The organism is Acidianus brierleyi (assembly GCF_003201835.2).
Taxonomy (GTDB): Archaea; Thermoproteota; Thermoprotei_A; order Sulfolobales; family Sulfolobaceae; genus Aramenus; species Aramenus brierleyi.
Genome location: NZ_CP029289.2, coordinates 1,763,032 through 1,788,267 on the forward strand (window position 1 = coordinate 1,763,032; position 25,236 = coordinate 1,788,267).

Genomic DNA, 25,236 nt, shown 5'->3' on the forward strand with positions numbered 1-25,236 from the left:
TCATTCCACCTCCAAAGATCCCTTCTGCCTAAAATACAATATTATTGCAGCAAACGCTACTATTACTTCAGTTAACGCCATACCTATGGCGAAAATGGAAAATATTATTGGTAGATATGTTCTACCCATTATACTAGATACCGCGAAAACAAACAATATGGACGCGTTGAGTATAATTTCAGATGATAATAGAATTCTTATTATATTTTTACTATTAGTTAGTCCATATATGCCAATCCCTACAAGAATTATTGATAGAGTTATGCCAAGATATGATACCAACATATCTAATCCCTCCTAGCTAGAGAAATTGCCTCTATCATGGTTGTTAAAAGCCCTATAATAAGGATTACTGCTGGGAACCAGTACTTTTGCAGAATATCTAGTCCAAGTTGCTCTAAATTTATTGGAGAAGGAAGTTTAGATGGAATATTATTAATTGAAATAAGCACAACTGAAAAAATTACTACAGACACTAACATAGCGATAACTGGAGCCCATGATATTTTTATCTCCTTTACGCCTATGCCTCTAAACATAACTAAGGAGATTGACATAAAAACTACTGTAGCTCCCACATATAACAATAAATGAAAAGCAGAATACAAGGAGTAAGCTACTGGCGAAATATCGGCTATAAGTACAGCAATACTTATTCCTAAAAATGCCAAAGATATTGCAGAATAGAATACATTCTTAGATTTTACGATAAAAATGGAAAAAGCAATAGTAATTATTGAGAAGAATATAAAAATTCCAATCTGAAAGTCAGCTGTCAGAGACATATTTAATCCCTCTATTTTCGTCTATTACAGCCTTTACTTTCCTTACTACCTTCCCTACTGGAGGAGCTTCATCAAAATCTTTATTGAATTTATCTGGCATGAATACTAAATCTCTTCTATTAGTGAACGCAGCATCATGAACACTGGTTTCCTTCAATGCATCAACTGGGCATATATCTACACAAAAAGCACAGAAAACACATCTTCCATAATTTATAGTAGGCAATTTCTTACCTTCCTGAGTTACCATCTTCATAGCATCTGCAGGACATACCATTGCACATAAAGTACATCCTATACATACATCCTTATAGAGTCTTATCATTCCCCTATATCCTACTGGCAACGACAAAGCTTCTTCAGGATACTTTAATGTAACTCTTTGAGGCTCTACAAAATATTTTATACCCGTACCTACTGCTTCTAAGTGTTCTGCAAATAATCTAAATGGATTCGATTTTTTATATTCTTTTACTTTATCCATAAGTAACCCACCACCATTCCTAAAAATATAGAAACTAGAGCTAGCGGAAATAAATATTTCCAGCTACCTCTTAAAGCTTGATCTATTCTATACCTACCATATACTCCCCTTAAAAATACTGAGAAAAATAGTACTATAACTGCTTTGAACACTGTTAGAACTGCACCTGGAAATCCGGATAAAGGATACCAACCAGATAAGAAGACGTCCGAGAAAACTAGTGCGTAAACAAAATTACCTAAATAAGAGCCTGCCATTGTAAGGACAAATAAAAATCCACTATATTCTGTATAAGGACCAATAACTAACTCAGTATCTGCCTCAGTTATATCAAAAGGAAATCTAGAGGTACCTAAAAGCATTGCGACAAAAAATAGAAAACCTGCTATTGGATTAACTACAAATCCCGGAATACCGTAAGAAACTATCTTTGCAATATCAAGCGTATGAAATTCTATAGCCATAGCTAATGTAGACATTAACAATATTACATCATAACTTACTGAAAGATAAGTTTCTCTAACTGCCCCTACTAATGCAAACCTATTATTAGTAACCCATGCAAGAAATATTATGAAAATAGGGTAAATGGACTCGAGAGCTAAAATCAGCAAAATATTATAATTAACAAAAATTCCAGTTAAAACACCTTGTGAGATATTGGGATCATAAAAATCTTTGAAATATATGGAAAATACAGAACCTGATGCTGGAATACTAGATATAGGGATAACTGCTATAGGAATAAAGGAAACGGCTAACATTAAAACAGGAGCCAAAGTATAGAGAGTCTGATTAACTTCTGATGGTATTATCATCTCAGAAAAAACAAATTTAATAGCATCTGCTACTAATTGCAGAAAACCGCCTATTCTCTTCGAAGCATAATATGGGCCAATTCTCATTTGAAGTCTGGCTGCAGATTTTCTTTCAAACCAAATTGTAGTTAGCAATAAAATTGAAGCAAATATTAATCCAGGGAAAATTATTGTAACAAAAAATGAAGGATAGAGAATATAGAATCTTAAAATACCTAGCGCGTCCATTATCTATCAGCCTCTGGTGGAAAATAATCTAAACTTCCATATATAGAGACTAAGTCTGCAAATCTGCTTCCTATAGATAAATTTTTCAATACATTTATTAATCTATAAGATGGCGTAATCATTCTTAACCTATAAGGCTTTGCTGATCCATCACTCACTACATAGTATACTAATTCCCCTCTTCCAGCTTCTACTCTAGATATTGCTTCCCCTTTGGGAGGCCTAAATGAAGCATAATAACCTGGCATAACTATTCTATGTTGACCTTCCCACCATTTCTTTAGCCTTGTAGGTGGAATTTGTTTAAGAAATCTATCACTTAAAATATTTCCTTGTGGTATTTCCTTTATTATCTGTTCAAGTATTCTAAGACTCTGTTCTACTTCGTCAAATCTTACCATAGTTCTAGCATATCCGTCTCCTTCTTTATATACTGGAATATCAAAATCCAATTTAGAATATGCTGCATATGGTTCTATTTTTCTTACATCGTAATATACTCCTGAAGCTCTTAAATTAGGACCTACAGCTCCCCATTTTATAGCGTTTTCTTTTGACATTACACCTACATTCTCTAATCTGGCTCTAATTGTTGGATTATTCAAAAATATTCTTTTCCAATCAATTAATTTCTTTCTCATATAAACTATAGCTTTTTTTGTCATTTCAGCTATTTCTGGCGTTAGATCTCTCCTTACTCCTCCAGGTATTATATAAGAATTAGTAACTCTTGCCCCAGTAAGTGACTCAAGAATATGAACCCAAACTTCTCTATCACCAAATCCCCACATGAATGCAGTAGAATGACCTAAAAATATCCCTAGTATGCCTAAACCATACAAATGGCTTGCTATTCTATTTATTTCTGCAGAGAAACTTCGTAAATAAAGCGCTCTTTCGGGAACGTCTACATTTAGTATTTTCTCTACTGCCATTATATATCCTAGATTCATATGTATTGAATCCAAGATAGCAGGGCGTTCAACTAAAGGAATCAAATGTATATAGTTTCTATTTTCGCTAAGTTTTTCGACTGCTCTATGAACATAACCTACATCTAAATCTACATCCTCTATTATGTCACCGTTTAATTTAACCAAAAGGCGCATGTGGCCTGAGCCTGGGTGTTGAGGACCTACGTTTAATTCTCCTTGAACAGGCACAATTTCAACTTCCATCCCTGAACTTGCTAATACTTCATTAGCTTGATTTATCAACAAACAACCCCTCCAATTTTATTTTATAGTTCTTTCTTAATGGATATACATCTTCAAAATCCTCAGGTAAAAACAGTCTTCTTAAATCTGGATGCCCATCAAAATATACACCTAGCATTTCAAATGTTTCTCTTTCTCCAGTCCATACGCTATTCCATATTGGATATAAACTCGTAATATGAGGATCTTTATATGTTACAAAACTTTTTAGAGCTAAAATGATTTTCGCCAGCTCCTCATTAGAATATGAAGATATATGATACACTATTTGTATTTTCTCTTGATCTGGATAGTCTATTCCAGTTACAGACTTAACATGATCAAATCCTTGCTCTTTAAGGAAATTGGCTACATCAAATAACTTGTTTTTATCGACTTCAATATATCCTCTATTATCACTCTCAGCTTTTACATTAACATTAAATTTAGATTTGATAGTTGTTAATATATTATCAATTTGGCGCTGCATTTTTATCTCCTCAACTCCCAATTTAGTATCATATTTATTTGATTTACAGAATAAACTAATATTGGATATAAAATTGCTATAAAAGACGATATAATTATCAGAATATTTCTAAATAATAATGAGGATAGATAAAATGGCACAGAAGCCACAGTAAAAAGTAAAACCAAAATTGGTTCCAATGATGTATATATTAAAAGATATCCATAATATTGTAATGGAAACCAAAGTCTTCCTTCTCCAGTAGGTATATTACCAGCCTCAAATCTGCTAGTTTTTACAGGAGACGGCTCATTAGGAACAATAAGTGAAAGTAACTTGTATCCACCATATCCTGCTATTAAAACTAATATTGAAGGAAGACCAAAAGCAACTATAGCTTGTGTGAATGACATCAATCTAATTAACGTGGTAAAGTGCTTAAAATATTTTTCTTAACAGAATATGAACCTACTTATATAATTTAAACTTTTAAATCGAAAGAAAAATATGTTTATTTTAACTTTTCGAGAATAGACTTTGAATTCAAAATACATTTTATTATACCTTCTCTTGGGACTCCCTCAATACAACGTTGAGATAAGAATTCCACACTCAGATTATCTAAAGTTATTGGTTCTTGTCTGATAAAGTTCTCATGGATTATACAGTTAGGTCCAGCATACCTAAAGAGACGTGGATGAACTTTCTTTACTTCTTCTAACATTTTCCATGCAACTGCTCTAATTTCCCATTGTGCTCTAGAACATAACCTAAGCCCGAAGAAATTATACAACTCCCTAGCATTCATTGTCACTACGATGTTAGTATTTACACCGTTAGGTAAAACATACCTAGCATCTTCCTCAGGGACACCGTTCTGTAGGAGGTCATAATATAGATCGTAAGCGTCCTTATATGCCTTCTTTATGACTTCCTCATTTCTTTTTTCTGCAGAGGGTGGTACAACAGGTTGGTAATATTCGTCTACTGGTTTGGCAAAACGGTGACTCATTTGAGTATATGAGGCTATCCTATGTCTTACTAATTGATGAGAGGCTACCCTACTTATTCCCTCAATTGAGAATGTGTAGACACTATGCTCAAGAGGTGACCAATACCCGTGAATTACTGCGTCTCTTATCCACGTTTCTATTTCGTCCTCGGTCATGGTTTCCTCATGATGTTTCCATCCCTTCCTTGATCTGCTCATCTTAGAAGCAATAGCAACTACTTTTTCTCCATCTTTAGTATATGAAACTAGAGAAACATTCATTTTTATAACTCTTCAGAAATAAATCTTAAAAAAGTGATGTCTTAATAGTATTGATAATTATAAAATAAAAACTGTGTTTAACATAGAAGTATATAAAAATTTATTCAAGAACATTACTTAGTTTTTCTGCTAATCTAGTTAGTAAAGAAGCGTTTTTTTCTGCATCTTTTTCTGCTTGTTCCATATATTTCTTCGCCTCTTCATTAGATAAACCAGAAATTCTCTGCTTATATACTGTTATCATCTTTAATTCATCTTCTAGAGAATCTAATATGCTTTTTAGTTGGTTTTCATCTATTTTCGAAGTTTTAAGAGCTTTATCTCTAAAGCAAGTATAATGAACTACTGCTTTTTTTGATGTAAAGGTAAAAAGTTCGTCCCAATATATTGGATTTTTACATATATCGCAATTCCATTTAGTTTGTGCACGGCTCATTGAAAAGAGTAGGAATTATATACTAAATAAATATTACGGTAATTATGCTAACAGAGAAAGTTATTTCTGACGCAAAATTTTACAATAAATTAATATTAACATTTTTCAGTTCCGAAGACTGTAATATATGTGATGAGTTATTTAATAAAATAAAAGAATTAAAAATCTCTAATAGATACTACATTTTTAATATTGATTCGATAGAAAAAAGCAATTATTTTATAAGATTAACTAGAGGAATAATTCCTACTATAACAATACTTTCCCCAGATCTAAAAATTCTAGGTATTATTGAATCAACCGACATAAAATTTATTGAAGATTCATTAAGGAAAATTTTTGAGTCTTATTTGAGAGATTTTAAAGGAAACGATATTCCTAGTTTTATCCCTGAATTGGATGAACCATCTCAAGAGATTTTTTATGAAATTATCAATAGAGCTCTTGAAAATGAACCAGTAGATTACCGAAGTGTAGAATTTATAAAAATATTTTCTACCGTACATAAGGAATATGAGAAAATAATTAACGAATTGAATCCAGCTAACGATATGGCAAAATATTTAATTAATAATTCTAAAATTGATTTACAACAAAATTATGTATTTAATATCTCATTCCTAGTTAATTTTGATAAAGAAGATAAAACAAAACTATTAGACTTTATAGATAAAGACGGTGGAGTATTTAGAAGTATAAAAAAAGAAACTAAAGGTATGTTGATAGACGAGGCTAATGTAGGAAATACTCTAATTTCTCTATATAATAGAACAGGGGATAATAGGTTTTTAGAACTAGCATCGACAATTTTCAATTACATTAAAGAAAATCTTAGTCATGAAAAAGGATTTAAAGATTGCCCTCCTAATGACGCTATAACATCAGTAGTCTTTCTAGAACCATTAGCTAATTCTGAGACAGCTTTATTTTTAGCTAGGCTTTGGGCTATTACACAAAATGAGGAAGCTAGAAAACTTTCAGAATTGGCAATGAAATCTGCATATGGAGGATCAAAAGACATCAGAGTACTCTCAAGGATAGCTTTATCATTAATAGTTTTGAACGAAAGAATAAAGACGTCTGAAAAGATAAGTTATGATGATGTTAGACTGTCTTTACAAAATATATCTTGCAAATACGAGTATGATGGAAAATGTTATAATTCCTTAGAAGAAATAAAACCTAAATTCTTCTAAATCCTTTTATAATATATTTATTTAGTTGTCTAGCTCCTCCTCCTTCACAAATTGTTCTAAAAACCCTGTAATTGTCTACAGGCAATACTTTTCCTACAATCTCAAATCCGTATTTCTTTAGGGTTGCCGGAGCTTCTACAGAAGAGACGCCTGACAAAATTATGTGTTCCGCTTTTAAGTTTTTCAGAATTTTCTCGGTAACGCCTAAGACTAATGCGGACCCAAATATTACTGCAGTATCACATATTTCTCCATTGTATTCAGAAAATGGTGTTAACTCAGTGTCTTGAGAAAAATCATAAGCTATTGTTTGCTTAAAATTAGACGAATTTATATAAGGTTGATATCCAAAAATACAAAGTTTGTTTCCAGAAAATAATGTTATAGGGTCTCCTTGTTCTAAGTTCTTACTTCCAATAGAATTCAATATTGCAAGAGAAATACTCCTTTTTATTGGATTATCTATATCCTTAGCTATCTCGTAAGCATTTTTACCTATTATTTCTCCTGCATTCTCAACTTCGCCGTCAGGTATAGTATGGGAAATACCTATAGTCTGATTATCTAATATAACCGAAGTATAGGCTATTCCAACACAAAGATTAATTATTTTCCTTTGTTTTAATTCATACGAAAGTTCTTCTATTATCTCATCTAAAATCATAAGATTATCTTACCCCTCTTAAATATAGGTTCACTAACTTCTTTATTAGGTAATATTATAGTATTCTGATTAAGTAGCACTCCGTCTTTTGTTAGAACTTCCTCTCCTATTATAGTCCCTTCTCTTATGTGATTCCATTTCCCTATATTTGACTTATCAGCTATTATAGATCCTGAAATATACGAATGGTCAGCTATTTTCACATTATCCATTATAAGCGATTCCGAAACAAAAACTCCTTCGCCTATACTTACATTTTTTCCTAAAATAGTATTTGAGTCGACTATCGAACTATCAGAAATTTTAGCACCGCTTGATATAAAATACGGAGGAATTAGAGTCACGCCAGAGCATACTTTTGCATCAGAGGCTATATAGCCTTTTGGATATTTCTCTGCTAATAAAGAAAAGTTTAATTTTAGATAATCTTTAGGAACTCCTATATCTGCCCATATTCCATTATATCTGTATACTGATATACAGTTATTTTGCAAAATCACTGGCAAAAAGTTCTTACTTATGGAATTACCACTTATTAAATCAAATAATTTCTTATTAAATACATACACTCCAGCATTTATCAATTTAGAAATAGGATTTCTAGGCTTCTCTATTATTTCTATTAATGTATCACCTTCTGTAACTAATACTCCATATCTCCTAGGATCTTCAACCTCTTTACCAACCATGGTTGCTGGACAATCTCTCTTATCATGAAATGAAAGAAGATCCTTTATGTTCAATTCAGTATATATATCTCCATATATCACTATTACTGTGTCGTCTAATTTGTATTGATTAACAATATATTTAAGAGGTCCTGCATCGCCTAACGGATCTTTTTCTACTACAAACTTAATTTTTCTACCTTCTCCCTCTAAATAGTCAATTATTTTATCTCCCATAACTCTTAATGATACGTATATATCGTCTACACCTGCATCTTCTAACAAATCTAGAATATAATCTATCATAGGTTTATCTAATACAGGAAAAAGAGCTTTTGGTTTAGTTAAGCTTAAAGGTCTTAATCTTGTAGCATATCCTCCTGCTAGTACTATAGCAGATACCATAAGGTTAAAAGGTATAGTAGGAAAAAAAATTATTTATTCAGATATTTTTCAAGTTTCTTGTTAGCGTAGTCCCAGTTTACTAGATTCCACCACGCATTAACATAGTCTGCTCTCTTATTCTTATACTGCAAATAATATGCATGTTCGAACTCGTCTAATATAAGAACTATTGGTAATTCAGCTATGTGGTTCTGGAAATGATTTTCAAACGTCATAATTTGTAAATTGCCATTTTCCGTTTCATAGTATAATACTGTCCATCCTGTTCCTGGTAAAGAGTTTGCTGCTTCTGTAAATAAAGCCTTGAATTTGTCGAAGCTTCCATATTGTTTTTCAATAAGATCAGCTAATGATCCGCCAGGCTTTCCACCACCTTTTCCATTTGGAGCCATGTTTTCCCAATATAGGGAATGAAGTTTGTGTCCATTTATGTTAAATACGAGCCCTCTTAAAAGACCTTGTATGTCATATTGACCAGATAATAACTCTCCTTTAGTTACTTTTTGCATTCTATCCAAAAATGAGTTTGCTCCGTTTACATACCCTTTATGATGCCCATTGTAGTGCAAATCTATTATATCTTTACTTATGTATGGTTCTAATGCATCTAATTTATAAGGTAGTGGTGGTAGCTCGTATTTTTTGAAAGATATCGAAGAACTCATACTAACAACTAATTAATAGTCACTTTTATCTCTTTCGCTAGGAATTTCCATTACGAATTTCACCTAAGTCAAAATAATACCATTAAATTAGTTATTCTCAAAAAATCCAAATATTCAAAATTCATATTAAAATAGCTAAAGTCTAAGTATATAGCATAACAACTATCTATTTTAAATTTATATATTTCTAAAGAAGAATTATATTCAATGTCAAATAGAAACTTTCGCAGTATTGTTCTAGATAAATATTCTGATTATATAGAGAGAACCTTACTTAGCATTCTAAATTCAGTTTTAGCGTATGGATTATCAATATTTTTGGGACTAAACTCTCAATATTTATACTTAATTATACCAATAGTAGCACTAACGTCTATAGTAATCCCATTTATTGCCTCTCCAGTAATTACAGTATTATATATTGTTAATCTCATTTATGATAAAATTATAGATATAGATACAAAATCCATTAATTTTGATTTTAGTATATATATATTAATAGAAATAATCTTAGCAATAATAGTTCCACTTCTTATAGAACTAAAGTATAAATCTATCCAAGGATTTATTTCAATAAATAGTTTACTGTCCTATTCTATATTACCCTTATTTTCCATTTTTCTAATTTCTGGAATATCCGAAAAGAAAAGTAGTTTAACAAATGCTTTATCCTCATTGCCCTTACTAAGTATGATAATTTATTCAAATTTATTAGATTTCGATTTAAAAATGATGATATTAGAATCGGTATTAATAATTAGTGGAGCAATAATCTTAGGATTAAAGAAATTTTTAAGTCCTATAGGAGTAATTCTTCCCATTTTAGCATTTTATCTATATTTTGATAATTTATCAACAATATATATAGCCTCAATGGGTATTATAGGTACTCTAATAAATTTGATACCTACTATAGATATGGAATATAGTAAGAAAAATTCAACAAAAGAAAAATTCTATTCAACAAAAGAAAATCTTAGAAAAGAAATAGAAAATACTGTACTAATTCTACAGAGACTTATAGAGAATAATTTAAGTTTTGATGAGCTAAATTCAATACTTTCGCAATCAAAAAACACTCTAGCTGATATTGACGGTTATATTGACAAGTGCCAAAATATACAGTGCTTAAATGAATTAGAAAAAAAATATAGTGAAAATAAGAAAGAAATGGAAAATAGTATAAATGAGATAGTTTTTAATAATATAGTTTCATACAACGAAGTTATAGGAAAACTTAAGAGATATGGAATTAATGGCGAGGAGATACAAGTAAGCAATGCTAAATTTTCATTAGATGAAAATGGTATAGATTATATATCGAAAATATTTTTTAGTATCAATAAAAATGTAAATATAATACTTAATGATTTAAACGAGAGTATAGACGATCTACAAAAATTGGTAGGAATTAATCTAAATAAAATATTTATAACAGATTATAGAAAATTACCAGATTTAATATTGTTCATACAAGATAAGAATTTAATTACGAAATTACAAAAACTAGTAGACATAGAGAAGGAAATTATAGCAAATTTAAACGATCCTAAGATTGCTGAAGCTAAATTAGATATATCTAAAAAACTAAATTTAATAAACTTGACTAACATAACATTTTATGAAGTAAAAGAAATAGTACAAGTATCGAAAGAATTAGATAGTATAGTAAATTCTGAAATGTCTAACATAAATAGGAATTTATATAATTTAAACCTAGAAATTGGTAAAGATTTAGAACAACAACAGAAACTCATATACATGAAGTTGACAAATCAAAAAACGTTATACGATAAGTTTAGTAACTTTCTGACGTCTATAAACCTTATAAATGATTGTATTGAAATTAGTGAAAATAAAGGTGAGATAGAATCTTTATATCAATTATTAAATGATAATTCTAAGGAAATATTAAGTTCCATATATGAAAATAAATGTATAAGTATCTCAGATTTAGGTATTGATCAAAAATTCTCAAAATATGTTTCTTATTGGCTAAATAAAAAAGGTGTAAAAGCTACATATATAAAAGATAAAATATGCCTATCTTAATCTTCTTATAACTATTTCTGCATGATCTCCAACTACATCTCCTTTAAATAAATATCTTGGCGCATTTCTCAAAAGTTGATGAGTGCACATTATCCTATCAGGGTCAGCAATAACCTGTATGCTATCTCCTGGTTTTAAAGCAACAAGATATTTAGAAAGTTCTACTATAAACTCTTCACATTCTTTACCTCTCAAATCTAGAGTTGTCATAAAAATTAGTTTTTATTATTTAGATTTAAATTTATCTAGAGAATCAATTTTCTTTCAATATTATTATCTTCCAATTTTTTCTGTTCTTTTTCTATTTTATCCCATAAATTGTCATAGTTATCTAGCATATATTTGTAAACTTTCATAATTCTTTGCATTATTGTTAAATCGCTTAGCGGATATATTTTAACACCTACTCTTCCTACACTAGCACCTCTAATCATTAACCAATGTGCGAAAACTTCGAGCGGATATTTTGATTTAATGTTCTCTATACTAATTTTTGTTCTATATAACCAATAGATCTCTCTTATAAAATTAGATGATATATTTCGGATCATTTTGTCTTCCCATTGTTGAAGATATCTTTCTCCTTCTTTTATCATTATATTCCTAAGATAGGTATATTTCTCTTCAGCGTTATCGCTTAAGGCCAAACCAGTAACTGCAATAATAAAATCTTTCTGTGCCATAAATGAATCAAAGTCTCTATTAACATATATCCATGCAGTAGCTGCAAAAGAATCTACTATACCGTACATTAATTTATTTATTAGTTCTGCTTTATCTATCTTTCTACTTACTTTTTCTCCATTAAGTATTTTAGTAAATTCTTCAAAGTCTACTGTCCCTGCATATATTAATTTGCCATCTATAAAAATGGACGGTGTAGAGATAACTCCCCTTTCTATAGCTAGGAAAGGATAAAGTTCAGTATCTATAACTTGAACTCTTCCTAAGAGACTCTTTTGATCTAGGTATTCTAATAATAAATTGCATTCAGTACAATTTTTATGAGTAAATATTTCGACTTTCACAGTAATGAAATCTTATTAAGTATATTTTAAATTATAGCTTTACTTTCCTAGGATTATAGCATCTAAGTTTTGTTTTCCACATTATATTATCAAATCTTTTATCAAGTAGCCATACATTCGCTTTATCTTCCGGACTTCTTATAGCTCTACCTATAGCTTGTTTAACTGAAATGTATGCAGGTACTGAAATCAAAAGATCAATTAGATTTTCTCCGGTAATTTTTCTAATTTGCTCTGCCTTTAATTTCAGGAAATCATCTACTGAAGGATAAGGTATGCCAGCCAATATAACATCACTTATAAGACTTTTTCCTTCCATAGTAAGCTCTACACCTTCTGTCAATTTTCCTCTTGCTACTCCTGCAATTATAGTTTTGCCTTGTTTAGTTTTTTCCATTATTTCCTCAATATTTGTTTTATCTTTTTCGACAAATTTTCTTACTTCGATTAAATTCATGATTTTTTCCATAATCATATAACTAGGAAAAACTGCAAGAATGTGCTTCTCAGCTAAGTGATAAATTTTTAGTATGTAACTAGCATATTTCTTCCACATTTCTGTTGTTCTTAGAGAATAAGAGGAAGTAACATCAGTAGCTATCATGCAAGTATAATTTCCAGTTATCTTGCTCTTTACTTCCTTTTCTACATCAATATATATCATTCTTCTTTCTATCCCCATAATTTTCTTCATATATTCTATTGGTGGTAAAGTTCCAGACATTAGAATAAAACTTGTATTTGCATTAAGAATTGACAGCATATCTCTAGACGTTAAAGGTTTTGAAACTAAACTACCCTTATATGAGAAAACTTTTGCCTCAGATAATGAAGTATAAAATTTTAATATATTACCAAGATATATTCTTGAAATCTTCTTTTGCTTTACTGCTTCTTCTCTCTCTAATTCATATTCATCTTTTAATATATCTAATTCATCTTCAGTAAGCTTCGGATAATTATCCATTAGTATATATTTGTCATCTGAAAAAACAGATTTCCTTATCTCCACTTCTAATTTATCCAATATCTTTATTACTTCGGAATTTTTTACTTTATTCTTAGCTAATTGTATTATGTTTTGATTTAATTTCCTCTCCTGTAGATCGTTTAAATAATCTAAATTATGCGCTTCATCAATAATTACTGCAAAATCTTCAATGTTTATATCTAAAGACTCTCTTAAATAAGGAAGAAAAAGGTAGGGATAAGTTATAAGTACTAGATCTGAATCTTCTATACTTCCTAGTAAAGAATAATATGGGCAATACCCTTTTTCCACTCCGTCTTTCTTGATTTTTTTAATAAAAGCAAAGGGTGACTCATCTACAGTAATTTTAGCAGAGTTATATATCTCACATGACGAGCACTTTATATCTTCTGGATCCACATCACCAGAAACAAAAGGGCATGCTGAACTTTTCCCTATGATAAAAGAATATGTTTTATTAAGCTTTCTTATTTCTCTATACACTGGATAAAATTCATTATGTGTCCTAACAACATAAAGAACCTTAGGTTTAACTTGAAAAGAAACTAAAATAGAAAATAGTGTTTTTCCACTCCCTGTAGGAGCTTGTAAAGATACTAAAAATCCATTTTTTAAGTATTCTGTTACTTTATCCTTAAGAAAGGACTGCCAGTATCTTAAATCCACTCTTCTGTCTTTACAACAATTTCGTCTAACATAATATATTTTACGAACGATTTTTCTGAGAGCTTAGTAACATCCTTAGCTTTACCTTTAACTTTTATAGTCTGCATAAAATTATAGACTTTTTCGACCTTAACTAACTGTGATACGTCGTTAATTATATCTTCTGAAGGAGGAACGTCAAGAACTATAGTTGCTTTTATTTCTGTACTTGGAGAGCTATCAGATATCTCTACTATTCTATAATCAACTTTTGACCTCATAAGTTCTCTAACATTAGACATTTTACATTACACCTCTAAGTCTATAATATAGAGTTTTAACATTATAAAACATTTCTTATAATGGCTGATTATGTAGTCTAACATATATAAGTAACTTATTAACTAACTTATAATAATGACTCAAATAACTGAAGCTAAAAGTGGTAATGTTACAGAAGAGATGAAAATAGTAGCAAAAGAAGAAAATGAGGATCCAAATAAAATAAGAGATAGAATAGCTAAAGGTAAAATAGTAATACTGAAAAACAAGATTAGGAGCTTAGAAAAATATACTGGAGTTGGAGAAGGGTTAATAACTAAAGTTAATGTAAATATTGGGGCTTCCACTGATCATTATAATATAGAGGAAGAGATGGAAAAAATAGAAATAGCAAACAAATTTGGGGCGGACTCACTTATGGACCTAACTGATGGAGGAGATATAGACTATATTAGAAAACTAGTTTTACAAAGAGCTAAAATGCCAGTTGGTACAGTACCCATATATCAATTATACTATGAAATGGTTACAAAAAGAAAATATGTTATAGACTTTACAGAAGATGATTTCTTTAATGTAATTGAAAAACATTTTAAAGACGGAGTAGATTTTGTAACATTACATACTGGTGTAACCTTGGATTTAGCTAAAAAAGCTGCTGAAATGAAAAGAACTGCTGGTATAGTCAGCAGAGGAGGAACAATTTTAGCTGCTTGGGAAATATATAATGAAAAAGAAAATCCTCTCTATGCTAATTTCGACTATTTATTAGAATTGGCAAAAGAATACGATGTTACATTAAGTTTAGGAGATGCTTTAAGACCAGGTGGAATTGATGATGCACATGATGAACTGCATGTAGGAGAATTAATTGTGAATTCAAGATTAGCTAGAAAAGCAATAGAAAATGGTATACAAGTTATGATTGAAGGACCTGGACATATGCCTTTAGATCAAATAGAAATGGACATAAAATTGGAGAAACAATTAAGCGGTGGTGTTCCTTATTACGTACTAGGCATTTTACCTACAGATATAGCAGCAGGATATGATCATATTGCAGGAGCAATAGGAGGAGCAATAGCAGCTATGAATGGTGCAGATATGTTATGTTACTTAACACCCGCAGAGCATCTATCTTTACCTAATCCAGAACAAGTAAAAGAAGGATTAATAGCTTTTAAAATAGCAGCACATGCTGGAGACATAATAAAAGTTGGAGAAAAAGTAAAGAATAAAGACACTGAAATGAGTAAAGCTAGATCCAGATTAAATTGGAAAAGAATGTTTGATTTAACATTTGACCAGGATAATGCAATAAAAATCTATTTACAATACAAAAATTTTGCTGGAGGTTCATGCACAATGTGTGGAGATCTATGCGTTTATTTAGTTCTTCCAAGAGCATTAAATAAGAAAAAATATGATAAGGATAAAAAGACCAGATCTTAAAGTTGGAGAAAAAACTAAAATAAATCAAGATAATTTAGAAATTCTTTTAATTTATTTAGGTGCAGATAGATTCTTAGCGTTTGATAACAGATGTCCCCATTTAGGATGCGATTTATCAAAATACGGAGTATTAATTAGAGACGAATTAGTTTGTCAATGTCACTTTTCACATTTTTCAATATTTTCTGGAAAACCTATAAAAGGCGCAGCTAAAAAACCTATTAAAATATATAATGTAAAAATTGACGGAGACTATTTAATAATTGGCCAATAATTGAAATATTCTTTTTATATCCTTATAATGCATTTGGCCAGAAGCTGTTGGTATATCAACATATCCATAAATCAGTTTTGAACCTAAAATTGAGAAAGCAATTCTCTCTAAAGGATCTACATTCATAGGCATTACTGCTATATTCTCATATCTGAGTAATTTAATCAGAATTTCCCTATAGTTTTCTTTTCCTACTAAAGCGAATTTTATAATATATGCCTCACGATATTTTCTTATAATATCCTCTAATTCTTCAAATGAAGGAATATGATCAAAATAATGAGCAGAAACTATTTTCCCTTTATGTGGTACTAATTCTCTCTGTAAAAATGAGGCTTCTATATCGTATAAAAATCCTTTGGAATATAGCTCTTTTAAAAAAGCAGATTTTTCAGCATCTGGAATTTCCTTATAACCACCTTCACTTTTATCCCTGATAGTAAAAATTAATTTAGATCTGTATTCATTCAGAGAATCTAAATTAACCTCTAGCTTGTCCATATAATCTAGTCTTAACTCTATAAAATCCGCGTCAATACGCTTTATCTTTTCTAAATCTCCTATATTATAAACGGGTAATGAGGCTACTATAGAAGTTCTCATTTTATAGAAATTTTGCCACCTAAGAGTTTTAAATCTTCCCAGAAATTTGGATTGCTTTTGTTTACACACTCCGCATTAAGTATTTCACCGCCTGAATATGTAGCTAAGTCTGCTGCCAACATAGCGATCCTATGGTCATTAGGACAAACTACTTTCCCCCTACTAGGTTTTGATCCAAAAATTAAGATATTTCCGTCTGAGTATGATGATTTTATATTAAATGCTTTCAATGTCTCTATAATAGTTTGAACTCTATTACTTTCCTTAATTTTCAGCCTATCTATGTTTCTTAAAATAGACGTGCCCTTAGATACTGCAGATAAAGCAGAAATTGAAATAGCCATATCTGGAGAATCATTTAAATCGATTTCTATAGGATAGTACTCTTTTGAACTTTCAACAATCCATTTGTTATCGTAATAATAACTTTTCGCTCCCATTCTCCCTAATATTTCCATTATAGAGTGATCTCCGAAATAATTTGGAGGACTATATAAATTTTCTATTTCTATTCTACCACTAGTTATTAAAGAAGCTATTGCATAAAACGAAGATAAAAGATAATCTCCTGGAATTTTAGTATTATAACATGATAATTTTGATGATTTGATGTAGATTGTATTTCCTTCCATTTCTATTTTAGAACCCAGCTTGTTAAATAAATCTATTGTCATGTGGATATAACTCAAAGACGATATAGGAGGAATTATATCTATTATACCTTCGCCTAAAAGATGATAAGCGTAAATTAATCCAGTTATATACTGGCTACTTTCCCAACCTTCAATTTTAGTTTCTCTTTCTAATTCCCCGTATATTGTAACAGGAAGAAAATCTGATGAAAATGAAGCTTTTTTTAAAGCTTTTCTTATTGCGCTTATAGGTCTTTTTCTAAGAGTTTCGTCTCCATCAATAGTAACTTTCCTCTTTAATGCTACAACAATAGGAATAAGTATCCTTAGAGTTGTTGCCGAGCCTCCTACATAAATATAATTATCTCCACGTCTTATAGCTTTTACAGCATTTATTGCTGCAATAATATCATTTGAGTTCCAAAAATCTGTATTAACCTCAGTTAACAAAGATAAGAACGCTACCCTAATTGCTAAACTTTTAGATTGAGGAGCTTGAATTCTACCGTGTATTATCGATTTTTCTATATCTATCTCCAATTTCAACTGCCCTTGTTACTATAACTTTACCATATTTACTTAAACTTTCATAAATAGGACCATCATCTCCTTCCTTACATAAAGCAAATATCGACGGACCGTTACCAGAAATTCCAGAGGCTATTGCACCGTTTTTTAATGCGGATATTATTGGCTCCTTATCATAACCCAAAATTTCCGCTATAGCTAATCCGTTCAGTTTCATTGCTGTTATGATATCTCTTAATGCTATTTTGAAGATCTCCTCAAAAAGTAAATTATACTTTTTTAATATCTTAAGGTCTATATTAGGCCTATTTCCAATAGCTAAGATCAAGATAGAAATATCTTCAGGAAAATTTTCCATCTTGATTAATTTAAATTCCTTATTGTAAGTAAATGATACGCCCCCATAATACGCAGCAGTAGCATCATCATATGCACCAGTAACCGAGACTCCCGATTTAATAGAGAGAATAGCAGAAAGTTTAGGTATATCTACTTCAATTCCGAATTTTTCAGATATGGCTGCAATTAAAGCTGTAGAGACTGCGCTACTACTTTTTAATCCGCTCATTTGAGGAATTTCAGATCTTATGTTAACCTTTAATTCTGGAATATTATATGTTTCCCTAAAATAATCTAGAATAGTCTTTACAAGAGAACTTTGAAATGTACTATGTCCTTCTTCAACGTCCACATTAACTTTAAGGTCTATAGCCATTGAAGAACCGTACCATGAAGGTATAGCATTTACTATTGAGATTCCTCCAAAGGTTTGCATGCCTCTTTATACCTCAACCATCTTTCTTGAATAATCTCTGCTTCCTTATTATCTATTTTTACGCTAGGAATAACTCCAGATCTTATAGCATGATCTACTAAAACTAATGAAGTCATTGCTTCGACCACTGAAACACCTCTAATAGCTACTGCTGGATCATGTCTTCCTAAGACAGAAATTTTAGATTCATTCATTGTCCTAAGATCTATTGTCTCTTGAGGAATTCTAATAGAACTAGTAGGTTTAAATGCACAACGCAATATTATAGGTTCCCCATTAGTTATACCTCCCAATATTCCGCCAGAAGTGTTATTTTTCCATCCTAGTTTGCCATTTTTTATTATAATCTCATCATTAGCTTCACTACCTCTCATTTTAGCTAATTTAAATCCTAAACCGTATTCAAAACCTACTGCGGCGGGAATAGACATAATCGCTTTAGCTAAATCGGCCTTTATTTTATCAAAAACTGGCTCTCCTAAACCAGGAGGAGGATTTTCCACAAATATCTCAGCTATACCTCCGTAACTATCTCCCTCTGTTGTAGCCTTCTTAACTAACTCAATGAACTTATTTTCTATATCTTTATTTGAAGCTCTTACTGGACTATATTTAGAACATAAAATATCATCAAACTTTACTTCGGTATCTAGTTCAATATTACCTAGACTTTTGAGATGACCAGCAATAATAGTATTAGTAAACATCAGTAGTTTCTTTGCTATTGCTGACGCGGCTACTCTACCTACAGTTTCTCGAGCACTAGATCTCCCACCTCCTCTATAATCCCAATTCTCGTAGCCATATCTCATAATATAAGGTAGATCAGCATGTCCTGGCCTAGGCTTATATTTTATTTCCTCATATAATGAGGAAATTACATCATTATTTCTTACTAAAATAGCTATTGGAGCGCCAGTAGTCTTGCCGTTAAATATTCCGCTTAAGATTTCTGGCTCGTCTTTTTCTCTTCTACCGGAAACTAAAAATCTTCCAGGGCGTCTGAATGACAATTCGAATTGAATATCTTCTTTATCTAAAGGTAGTCCTGCAGGAACTCCGTCTATCACAGCACCTACTGCTGGTCCGTGGCTTTCTCCAAAAGTAGTTATTCTAAAAATATTACCGAACGAGTTTCCTGGCATATAGGAAATTCACCACTTCATCTTCATTAACTGTTTTTCCAAACCAAATTTTTTGAGCTTCTAAAGCTTGTCTAACGAGGATTTTAAGCCCATTTACATCTTTCATTCCATTTTTCCTTGCTTTATCCAAAAAAGTCGTAATTACTGGAGTATATACGAAGTCTATGGCTATATTACCTTTAATACAGTGTTCAGGAATAAAAGAAGGATCTGGAGTAGCGTTAGCTATTATGCCATATTCTATTGAACAGTTCTCTACAACCTTGGCTTTGTATCCTTTTGATTTTATATACTCGACTAGTTTCTCTCCTTTTTCTTTCTTTCTATCATAGATATAAACCTTGAATCCTTCTTCTGCTATTGCAAAAGAAATAGCTTTAGCAGCACCTCCTGATCCAAATATTATAGAATCATAATACCCAGTCTCGTTTAATATTGTCTTTAATGCTAAATAATCAGTGTTATAGCCCTCTTTTTCCTTTATAGTATTCACTGCACCAATTTTTTCTGCAGTAAAATCCACTTTATCTAGATACTTAATTATTTTCTCTTTATAAGGTATAGTAACATTAAAGCCTTTACCAAGTTCCAATAATGATGAGGTTAATCTTTCAAATTTTGTTTCATCTAAATCAAAAGCTAGGTACACCGCATTTATTCCTAGTTTTTGAAAAGAATAGTTATGAATAGCTGGAGAGAGAGTATAGCTTATATTTTTGCCTATTATACCAAGTAATTTTGTAGAATAGTTTATTTCAAACACTGTGACGCAAACCCTTTTAGAGTTTCTTTAGGAACATCTACTTTCTTCCATTTTCCTATTCTAGTGGGAAAAGGCATCATAACAAAATTTCCCCGAGTTTTTTTATCCTTTTCAATAGAGCTTAGCGCTAAATCTAACGAAATAGGAATGCCTATTTTATCAATACTTAATGGAAGACCATATAATTGCAAAAGCCAAAGAACGTCTTCTACTACTCCTTCTTCAGAATATCCCATTTCTTCTGCTATTTTAGCTTCACATACCATACCTACAGATATAGCATATCCATGAGAAATCTTAAAATTAGATCCTGCTTCTATGGCATGACCTATTGTATGACCAAAGTTCAATACTACTCTTATTCCTTTATTCTCTCTTTCATCTTCTTTAACTACCCCTAGCTTATCATTTACTGATCTATAGATAATTTCTTCTAATGCATCCTCCTCTTTATTTAGTATCCTATCTTTATTTAAAGAAAGAAAATCATATAGATCCTTATCTAAGACCAAGGAATACTTTATAACTTCTGCTAATCCCTTCTTAAGTTCTTCTAATGGTAAAGTTTTAATGAAATTTAAGTCTATTACTATATTACTTGGCTGGTAAAATGTCCCTAGTATATTTTTAACTCCTGCAAAATTAACTCCATTTTTACCTCCTATTCCTGCATCTACCATTCCCAAAAGTGTAGTAGGGACGTTTACCAAATTTATACCTCTAAGATAAATAGACGCAGCAAAACCTGCTATATCAAGTACAGTTCCTCCACCAACTGCAATAACATAATCTCCTCTATCGAAATCATTATCAAACAAAGTTTTCACTATATCTAAAACGTTGGATAAATCCTTTGCTTGTTCACCATCATCTATAGGAATCACAACGTCTGCTTTAGGATTTATTCGAAGATTTTTAGAATAGATTATTGCTTTCTTTTTATCAAGCTCAGATAGAAAATCTTCAAACTTTTTTCCTATATCGACGTTAATTTCAAAAGAACATATATTCTCCTTAATATTTTTCATACAGATCTACCGAGAGCCGAAGCTAAAGCTTTTATCCTATTCATAAGAACTTCGAAAGATTCTGGAGTTAATTGTTGCTCAGAATCACTTAGCGCACTTTCAGGATGTGGATGAACCTCTATTAGCAACATATCTGCGCCAGCTGCTACAGATGCTAATGCTAAAGAGTGAACTAACTCTCTTTTACCTGCAGGATGACTCGGATCTGCGCAGATAGGTAAATGGGTCATCATTTTTGCCGCAACCATTCCTCCAATATCTAAAGTAAACCTTGTTGATTTCTCAAAAGTTCTTATTCCTCTTTCACATAATATCACGTTTCCGTCTCCTCCATAAAGCAAATATTCTGCTGCTTGTAACCATTCCTCTACTGTATTAGCCATCCCTCTTTTTAGGAGAACTGGCTTTCCTATTGAAGCCACTTCTTTTAATAAAGAGAAATTTTGAGCGTTTCTTGCTCCAATTTGCACCATATCTACATACTTCTTAAACACTTCAGAATCTTTAGTGTCCATTATTTCTGTGACTATTGGCAAACCTGTCTCTTCGCCTGCAGTTTTTAGAATTTTTACTCCTTCCTCTCCTAAACCTTGAAATGAATATGGACTAGTCCTTGGTTTATAGGCTCCTCCTCTTAAAATTGAAGCACCTGCCCTTTTTACTGCTTTAGCAACACTTACTACTTGCTCTTCTGACTCTACAGCACAAGGACCTGCTGCAACGACTATTTTATTTGTACCTATTTCAGTGCCTTTAACTTTAAATGATGTAGGATCTTTTTTCCATTCGTTACTAGCTAAGATATATGATTTTTTGGTTTTAACTGCAACTTCAATATCCTCATCTACAATCTTTTCTGCCTCACTATCCGGCCATACTAATAGTAAATTTTTTCCATAAAGATTAAGAAATTTGTATGATGAAGATGATAATTGTAATTTTTCCTTTAAGGTAGAGTAATCTCTTTTATCTTTTAATATGAAAAGAATCATTTCTTCTCACCTAAAAATTCATTATAAAGATTATTTAGCTCTTTCATACCTAACTCTCTAGCCTTTTGAGAGTATGGATTTAATTCCTGGATCTCCATTATAACACTATGGAGATCATTAACTCTTTTTATTATCTTATAAATATCCCTAAAATTTGTAGTTTGGAAATTTGAAAAATCTACATCCAACTCTTTAGCAAGTAGCTCTATACTTTTACTCAATGCCATTAAATAAAAATGTGGTAAAACTTGCACTACAGCCATTGCCTTTTCATGATTTTCTAAACTAGTCTGTATAGGAAAAAGACCGCAATTCCTCCAGAAGTCCAAGATTTCTTTTGAATCAGGAAATGTTATCGAAGGAATTACGGCTATTTTTTCACCAACTGGATAAAGATATGGACCAAAGAGAGGATGAGAAGATATATAATTAAAATTATTTTCAAGCGACATTTTTTCTAAAAAGCCAAAAATAGAATGTTTAGTAGATAAAATATCTATAACTTTTTTCCCACTAAAATATGGAAAAAGCTTTTTCATAAAATCCGAAACAATACCAGACGGCGGTAAGGTAATTATTATAATCTCTCCCCATTCAACAGCCTTATAAGGCTCCATGTAGGCATATCCAAATTCGCTTGCGAGCCTTTCAGCTTTTTTTATATCTCTACCAGTTACTACAACTTCTTGTGAAGATATTTTAAATAAAGAAATTAGAGATCTAGCCATTCCTCCATATCCTATTATAGATATTTTCTTTATGTAGCTAGGATTTATCTGAAAAATTTTTGAATAAGAGAAAATTAAATTTAATAACGGATCTATCATTGACTCAGGGATGCCATATTTCTGAGATAAAGACAACCATCTTAACCTAACTGATTCTTCTCTTTTTTCATCTGTTATAGGAAAATTATTTTTTTGTTTTATTTTGCCTATTTTACCAGATAATTTCATTCTTTCAGATAACAAATAAACTAACTTTTCATCTATATTCTCTATCTGTTTCCTTAAGTCGTCTATCTCACTCATTTAATCAGCTCTAAAGCAGAGTTTACTATAGACTTATCAGTTATATTGTAATAGTCTAATAATTCTCTTTCACTTCTTGCAGATCTTCCAAAAGTAGTAGCACCAACAAATCTCATTGGTACAGGATATTTCTTAACTACAACTTCTGATACAGCAGAACCTATTCCTCCATATATACTATGTTCCTCTATAGTAACTATTCTACCAGTTTTTCTAGCATAGTATTCTATTGTAGATTCATCTATAGGTTTTATAGTCTCTAAATTTATTACTGCAGTGCTTATTCCCATTTTCTCTAATTGTTCAGCTGCTTTAAGAGCGTCCCATAAAACTACTCCAGCTCCCATTATAGTTAAATCATCTCCGTCCTTAAGCACGTAAGCCTTACCAATCTCGAACTTGTAATCAAGACCATTGGTTATTGGAGGAGAATATTCTCTTCCCATTCTATAATATATAGGACCTCTCTCCTTCATTATCACTGGCAAACCTCTAATAACATCAGCAGGATCTGCTGGAACTATCACTCTCATGTTAGGAAGAGTACGCATTAAAGCTATGTCTTCTAAAGACTGGTGACTAGAACCGTCTCCGCTATCACTATATCCAGAATGAGTAACCAGAATTTTGACATTTAAGTTCATTCTACTTATACTATTCCTTATTTGTTCCCATGCTCTCATCGTAAACATTGCAAAATCTACTACAGCAGGCTTCTTTCCAGTAGCTGACAATCCAGCAGCAAAATTTACCATATCTTGCTCGGAAATTCCGACATTGAAGTATCTCTCTGGAAATTTTTCCTTAAAGTAAGAAGCCCTAGTAGAATCGCCAACGTCAGCAGTTATTACTATTATGTCAGAATCTTCTTCCCCTAACTTTACTAAAGTTCTACCAAAAGCTTCACGAATTGAAGAGAAACTTCCTTGTAACATCAGGACTCGCCCTTTGTTTTTTACTATTTTCTATTGGAGTGAAACCTTTACCTCTGAGAGTTTTTGCAAAAATTACTGCAGGCTTCTTTGCCTTCATCGCCTCTTCAACACTATTTACTATACTAGAAATATCATGGCCATCACATAAGAAAGTCTCCCATCCTACTGCTTTCCACACATCATGCAGAAACTCTTTAGGTTTAACATCTTGAGTCGAAGCGTCTAACTGAAATCCATTAATTTCTATAAATGCTATTAGGTTATCCACTTTTCTAGCTACTGCATGTGTCATTGCTTCCCAGATCTCTCCTTCGTCTTGTTCTCCATCTCCCATAATTACAAAAACTCTACCACTTCCATTAGACATTTTTATTCCAGTGGCAACACCAATACCAAAACTTAATCCCTGCCCTAAACTGCCTGTAGACATATCTATGCCAGGAATGTATACTTCTGGATGACCTTGTAATAATCCGTTTATTCCTTGAATTTTCCATAATTCTTCCTCTGGTATAAGTCCTTTCTCATGCAATACTGCGTATAAAGCTGGAGCTGCATGACCTTTGCTTAATATTAACCAATCTTTGTCTGTAGGATTTTTACTTTCTCTCACGTATCTGAATAGTAACGTAGTTAAAATCTCTATGCTACTTAATGACGACCCTACGTGAATTGATTGATCATAGAACTGCATTTTTATAACATTCTTTCTAGCTCTTTCTGCAATCTCTTGCAACTTTTTTAATTCTTCTAATGATATTGGAATTCCATCACTTCCACCTTTTCCCATTGG

At 31.5% G+C, this 25,236-nt stretch carries 30 protein-coding genes; 4 read left to right on the forward strand and 26 right to left on the reverse strand.

Annotated elements, in window-relative coordinates:
- From DFR85_RS25525 to DFR85_RS25565, 9 genes are all read right to left on the reverse strand, one after another.
- Positions 1-285: an NADH-quinone oxidoreductase subunit NuoK gene (locus tag DFR85_RS25525; protein WP_110270706.1), complete on the reverse strand. Its 285-nt coding sequence runs from the start codon at positions 283-285 to the stop codon at positions 1-3.
- Between the two features lie 2 nt (positions 286-287).
- Positions 288-785 (reverse strand): NADH-quinone oxidoreductase subunit J, encoded by a 498-nt coding sequence (locus tag DFR85_RS25530; protein WP_110270707.1) that lies wholly within the window; start codon positions 783-785, stop codon positions 288-290.
- Positions 769-1,269 (reverse strand): NADH-quinone oxidoreductase subunit NuoI, encoded by a 501-nt coding sequence (gene nuoI, locus DFR85_RS25535; protein ID WP_168367166.1) that lies wholly within the window; start codon positions 1,267-1,269, stop codon positions 769-771. The genes DFR85_RS25530 and nuoI overlap by 17 nt, the downstream gene beginning before the upstream one ends.
- Positions 1,257-2,315 (reverse strand): NADH-quinone oxidoreductase subunit NuoH, encoded by a 1,059-nt coding sequence (nuoH, locus tag DFR85_RS25540; RefSeq protein WP_110270708.1) that lies wholly within the window; start codon positions 2,313-2,315, stop codon positions 1,257-1,259. The genes nuoI and nuoH overlap by 13 nt, the downstream gene beginning before the upstream one ends.
- Complete coding sequence (locus DFR85_RS25545; RefSeq protein ID WP_110271859.1) at positions 2,315-3,493, reverse strand: NADH-quinone oxidoreductase subunit D; 1,179 nt, start codon at positions 3,491-3,493, stop codon at positions 2,315-2,317. The genes nuoH and DFR85_RS25545 overlap by 1 nt, the downstream gene beginning before the upstream one ends.
- Positions 3,494-3,515: 22 nt before the next feature.
- The gene (locus DFR85_RS25550; RefSeq protein ID WP_110270709.1) at positions 3,516-4,001 is read right to left on the reverse strand and encodes an NADH-quinone oxidoreductase subunit C; all 486 of its coding nucleotides are present in this window, start codon (positions 3,999-4,001) and stop codon (positions 3,516-3,518) included.
- A gap of 2 nt (positions 4,002-4,003) precedes the next feature.
- Positions 4,004-4,393, reverse strand: a complete 390-nt coding sequence (locus DFR85_RS25555) for an NADH dehydrogenase subunit 3 (RefSeq protein WP_110270710.1) — start codon at positions 4,391-4,393, stop codon at positions 4,004-4,006.
- A gap of 98 nt (positions 4,394-4,491) precedes the next feature.
- A complete protein-coding gene (gene thyX, locus DFR85_RS25560; protein WP_110270711.1) occupies positions 4,492-5,253 on the reverse strand; it encodes an FAD-dependent thymidylate synthase in 762 nt (253 codons plus the stop codon).
- A gap of 100 nt (positions 5,254-5,353) precedes the next feature.
- A complete protein-coding gene (locus DFR85_RS25565) occupies positions 5,354-5,689 on the reverse strand; it encodes a DUF2175 domain-containing protein (protein ID WP_110270712.1) in 336 nt (111 codons plus the stop codon).
- A 44-nt stretch (positions 5,690-5,733) separates the two neighbouring features.
- Between DFR85_RS25565 and DFR85_RS25570 the strand changes: the two genes are divergently transcribed.
- The gene (locus DFR85_RS25570; protein WP_168367167.1) at positions 5,734-6,885 is read left to right on the forward strand and encodes a hypothetical protein; all 1,152 of its coding nucleotides are present in this window, start codon (positions 5,734-5,736) and stop codon (positions 6,883-6,885) included.
- Here DFR85_RS25570 and DFR85_RS25575 read toward each other — a convergent pair.
- Genes DFR85_RS25575 through DFR85_RS25585 form a run of 3 tightly spaced genes read right to left on the reverse strand, consistent with a single transcriptional unit; the run spans position 6,872 to position 9,287 of the window.
- The gene (locus tag DFR85_RS25575; RefSeq protein ID WP_110270714.1) at positions 6,872-7,549 is read right to left on the reverse strand and encodes a Rossmann-like domain-containing protein; all 678 of its coding nucleotides are present in this window, start codon (positions 7,547-7,549) and stop codon (positions 6,872-6,874) included. The genes DFR85_RS25570 and DFR85_RS25575 overlap by 14 nt on opposite strands.
- Entirely contained in the window at positions 7,546-8,622 is a 1,077-nt protein-coding gene (locus tag DFR85_RS25580) for a nucleotidyltransferase family protein (RefSeq protein ID WP_110270715.1), read from the reverse strand. Before DFR85_RS25580 ends, DFR85_RS25575 begins: the two co-directional genes overlap by 4 nt.
- Positions 8,623-8,651: 29 nt before the next feature.
- Positions 8,652-9,287: a superoxide dismutase gene (locus tag DFR85_RS25585; RefSeq protein WP_168367168.1), complete on the reverse strand. Its 636-nt coding sequence runs from the start codon at positions 9,285-9,287 to the stop codon at positions 8,652-8,654.
- Between the two features lie 207 nt (positions 9,288-9,494).
- On the opposite strand from DFR85_RS25585, the gene DFR85_RS25590 reads away from it, so the two are divergent.
- Positions 9,495-11,339, forward strand: a complete 1,845-nt coding sequence (locus DFR85_RS25590; RefSeq protein WP_168367169.1) for a hypothetical protein — start codon at positions 9,495-9,497, stop codon at positions 11,337-11,339.
- Here the strand turns inward: DFR85_RS25590 and DFR85_RS25595 are convergent.
- From DFR85_RS25595 to DFR85_RS25610, 4 genes are read right to left on the reverse strand one after another with little or no spacing between them, the layout of a single operon-like run.
- Positions 11,331-11,549 (reverse strand): sulfurtransferase TusA family protein, encoded by a 219-nt coding sequence (locus DFR85_RS25595; RefSeq protein WP_110270720.1) that lies wholly within the window; start codon positions 11,547-11,549, stop codon positions 11,331-11,333. The genes DFR85_RS25590 and DFR85_RS25595 overlap by 9 nt on opposite strands.
- 35 nt (positions 11,550-11,584) lie before the next feature.
- Positions 11,585-12,367 carry a thioredoxin family protein gene (locus DFR85_RS25600; protein WP_168367170.1) on the reverse strand — a complete coding sequence of 261 codons (783 nt, stop codon included), beginning with the start codon at positions 12,365-12,367 and terminating at the stop codon, positions 11,585-11,587.
- Positions 12,368-12,398: 31 nt separating this feature from the next.
- The gene (locus DFR85_RS25605) at positions 12,399-14,024 is read right to left on the reverse strand and encodes a helicase C-terminal domain-containing protein (protein ID WP_110270722.1); all 1,626 of its coding nucleotides are present in this window, start codon (positions 14,022-14,024) and stop codon (positions 12,399-12,401) included.
- Positions 14,015-14,305 carry a hypothetical protein gene (locus DFR85_RS25610; RefSeq protein WP_110270723.1) on the reverse strand — a complete coding sequence of 97 codons (291 nt, stop codon included), beginning with the start codon at positions 14,303-14,305 and terminating at the stop codon, positions 14,015-14,017. The genes DFR85_RS25605 and DFR85_RS25610 overlap by 10 nt, the downstream gene beginning before the upstream one ends.
- A 115-nt stretch (positions 14,306-14,420) precedes the next feature.
- Here DFR85_RS25610 and thiC point away from each other — a divergent pair, with 115 nt between their 5' ends.
- Together thiC and DFR85_RS25620 are read left to right on the forward strand one after the other, a co-directional pair.
- Positions 14,421-15,737, forward strand: a complete 1,317-nt coding sequence (thiC, locus tag DFR85_RS25615) for a phosphomethylpyrimidine synthase ThiC (protein ID WP_168367171.1) — start codon at positions 14,421-14,423, stop codon at positions 15,735-15,737.
- On the forward strand, positions 15,709-16,011 hold the full coding sequence (locus tag DFR85_RS25620) for a Rieske (2Fe-2S) protein (RefSeq protein ID WP_110270725.1): 303 nt from the start codon (positions 15,709-15,711) through the stop codon (positions 16,009-16,011). The genes thiC and DFR85_RS25620 overlap by 29 nt, the downstream gene beginning before the upstream one ends.
- On the opposite strand, the gene DFR85_RS25625 is transcribed toward DFR85_RS25620, so the two are convergent.
- The 10 genes from DFR85_RS25625 to DFR85_RS25670 are packed head-to-tail and all read right to left on the reverse strand — an operon-like array spanning position 15,994 to position 25,233.
- The gene (locus tag DFR85_RS25625) at positions 15,994-16,614 is read right to left on the reverse strand and encodes a type I 3-dehydroquinate dehydratase (RefSeq protein WP_110270726.1); all 621 of its coding nucleotides are present in this window, start codon (positions 16,612-16,614) and stop codon (positions 15,994-15,996) included. The two genes, DFR85_RS25620 and DFR85_RS25625, sit on opposite strands and share 18 nt — an antisense overlap.
- Positions 16,611-17,786, reverse strand: a complete 1,176-nt coding sequence (locus DFR85_RS25630) for a 3-phosphoshikimate 1-carboxyvinyltransferase (protein WP_110271860.1) — start codon at positions 17,784-17,786, stop codon at positions 16,611-16,613. The genes DFR85_RS25625 and DFR85_RS25630 overlap by 4 nt, the downstream gene beginning before the upstream one ends.
- Positions 17,749-18,549: a shikimate kinase gene (locus DFR85_RS25635; RefSeq protein WP_110270727.1), complete on the reverse strand. Its 801-nt coding sequence runs from the start codon at positions 18,547-18,549 to the stop codon at positions 17,749-17,751. The genes DFR85_RS25630 and DFR85_RS25635 overlap by 38 nt, the downstream gene beginning before the upstream one ends.
- Positions 18,522-19,694 carry a chorismate synthase gene (gene aroC / locus DFR85_RS25640; RefSeq protein WP_110270728.1) on the reverse strand — a complete coding sequence of 391 codons (1,173 nt, stop codon included), beginning with the start codon at positions 19,692-19,694 and terminating at the stop codon, positions 18,522-18,524. The genes DFR85_RS25635 and aroC overlap by 28 nt, the downstream gene beginning before the upstream one ends.
- Positions 19,672-20,457, reverse strand: a complete 786-nt coding sequence (locus DFR85_RS25645) for a shikimate dehydrogenase family protein (RefSeq protein ID WP_110270729.1) — start codon at positions 20,455-20,457, stop codon at positions 19,672-19,674. The genes aroC and DFR85_RS25645 overlap by 23 nt, the downstream gene beginning before the upstream one ends.
- On the reverse strand, positions 20,445-21,485 hold the full coding sequence (gene aroB, locus DFR85_RS25650; protein ID WP_110270730.1) for a 3-dehydroquinate synthase: 1,041 nt from the start codon (positions 21,483-21,485) through the stop codon (positions 20,445-20,447). The genes DFR85_RS25645 and aroB overlap by 13 nt, the downstream gene beginning before the upstream one ends.
- Positions 21,482-22,477, reverse strand: a complete 996-nt coding sequence (gene aroF, locus DFR85_RS25655; RefSeq protein ID WP_110270731.1) for a 3-deoxy-7-phosphoheptulonate synthase — start codon at positions 22,475-22,477, stop codon at positions 21,482-21,484. The genes aroB and aroF overlap by 4 nt, the downstream gene beginning before the upstream one ends.
- Positions 22,474-23,508, reverse strand: coding sequence for a chorismate mutase (locus DFR85_RS25660; protein ID WP_110270732.1), 1,035 nt, complete (start codon positions 23,506-23,508; stop codon positions 22,474-22,476). The genes aroF and DFR85_RS25660 overlap by 4 nt, the downstream gene beginning before the upstream one ends.
- Complete coding sequence (locus DFR85_RS25665) at positions 23,505-24,443, reverse strand: transketolase family protein (protein WP_110270733.1); 939 nt, start codon at positions 24,441-24,443, stop codon at positions 23,505-23,507. Before DFR85_RS25665 ends, DFR85_RS25660 begins: the two co-directional genes overlap by 4 nt.
- Positions 24,412-25,233, reverse strand: coding sequence for a transketolase (locus DFR85_RS25670; RefSeq protein WP_110270734.1), 822 nt, complete (start codon positions 25,231-25,233; stop codon positions 24,412-24,414). The genes DFR85_RS25665 and DFR85_RS25670 overlap by 32 nt, the downstream gene beginning before the upstream one ends.
- Positions 25,234-25,236 lie beyond the last annotated feature (3 nt).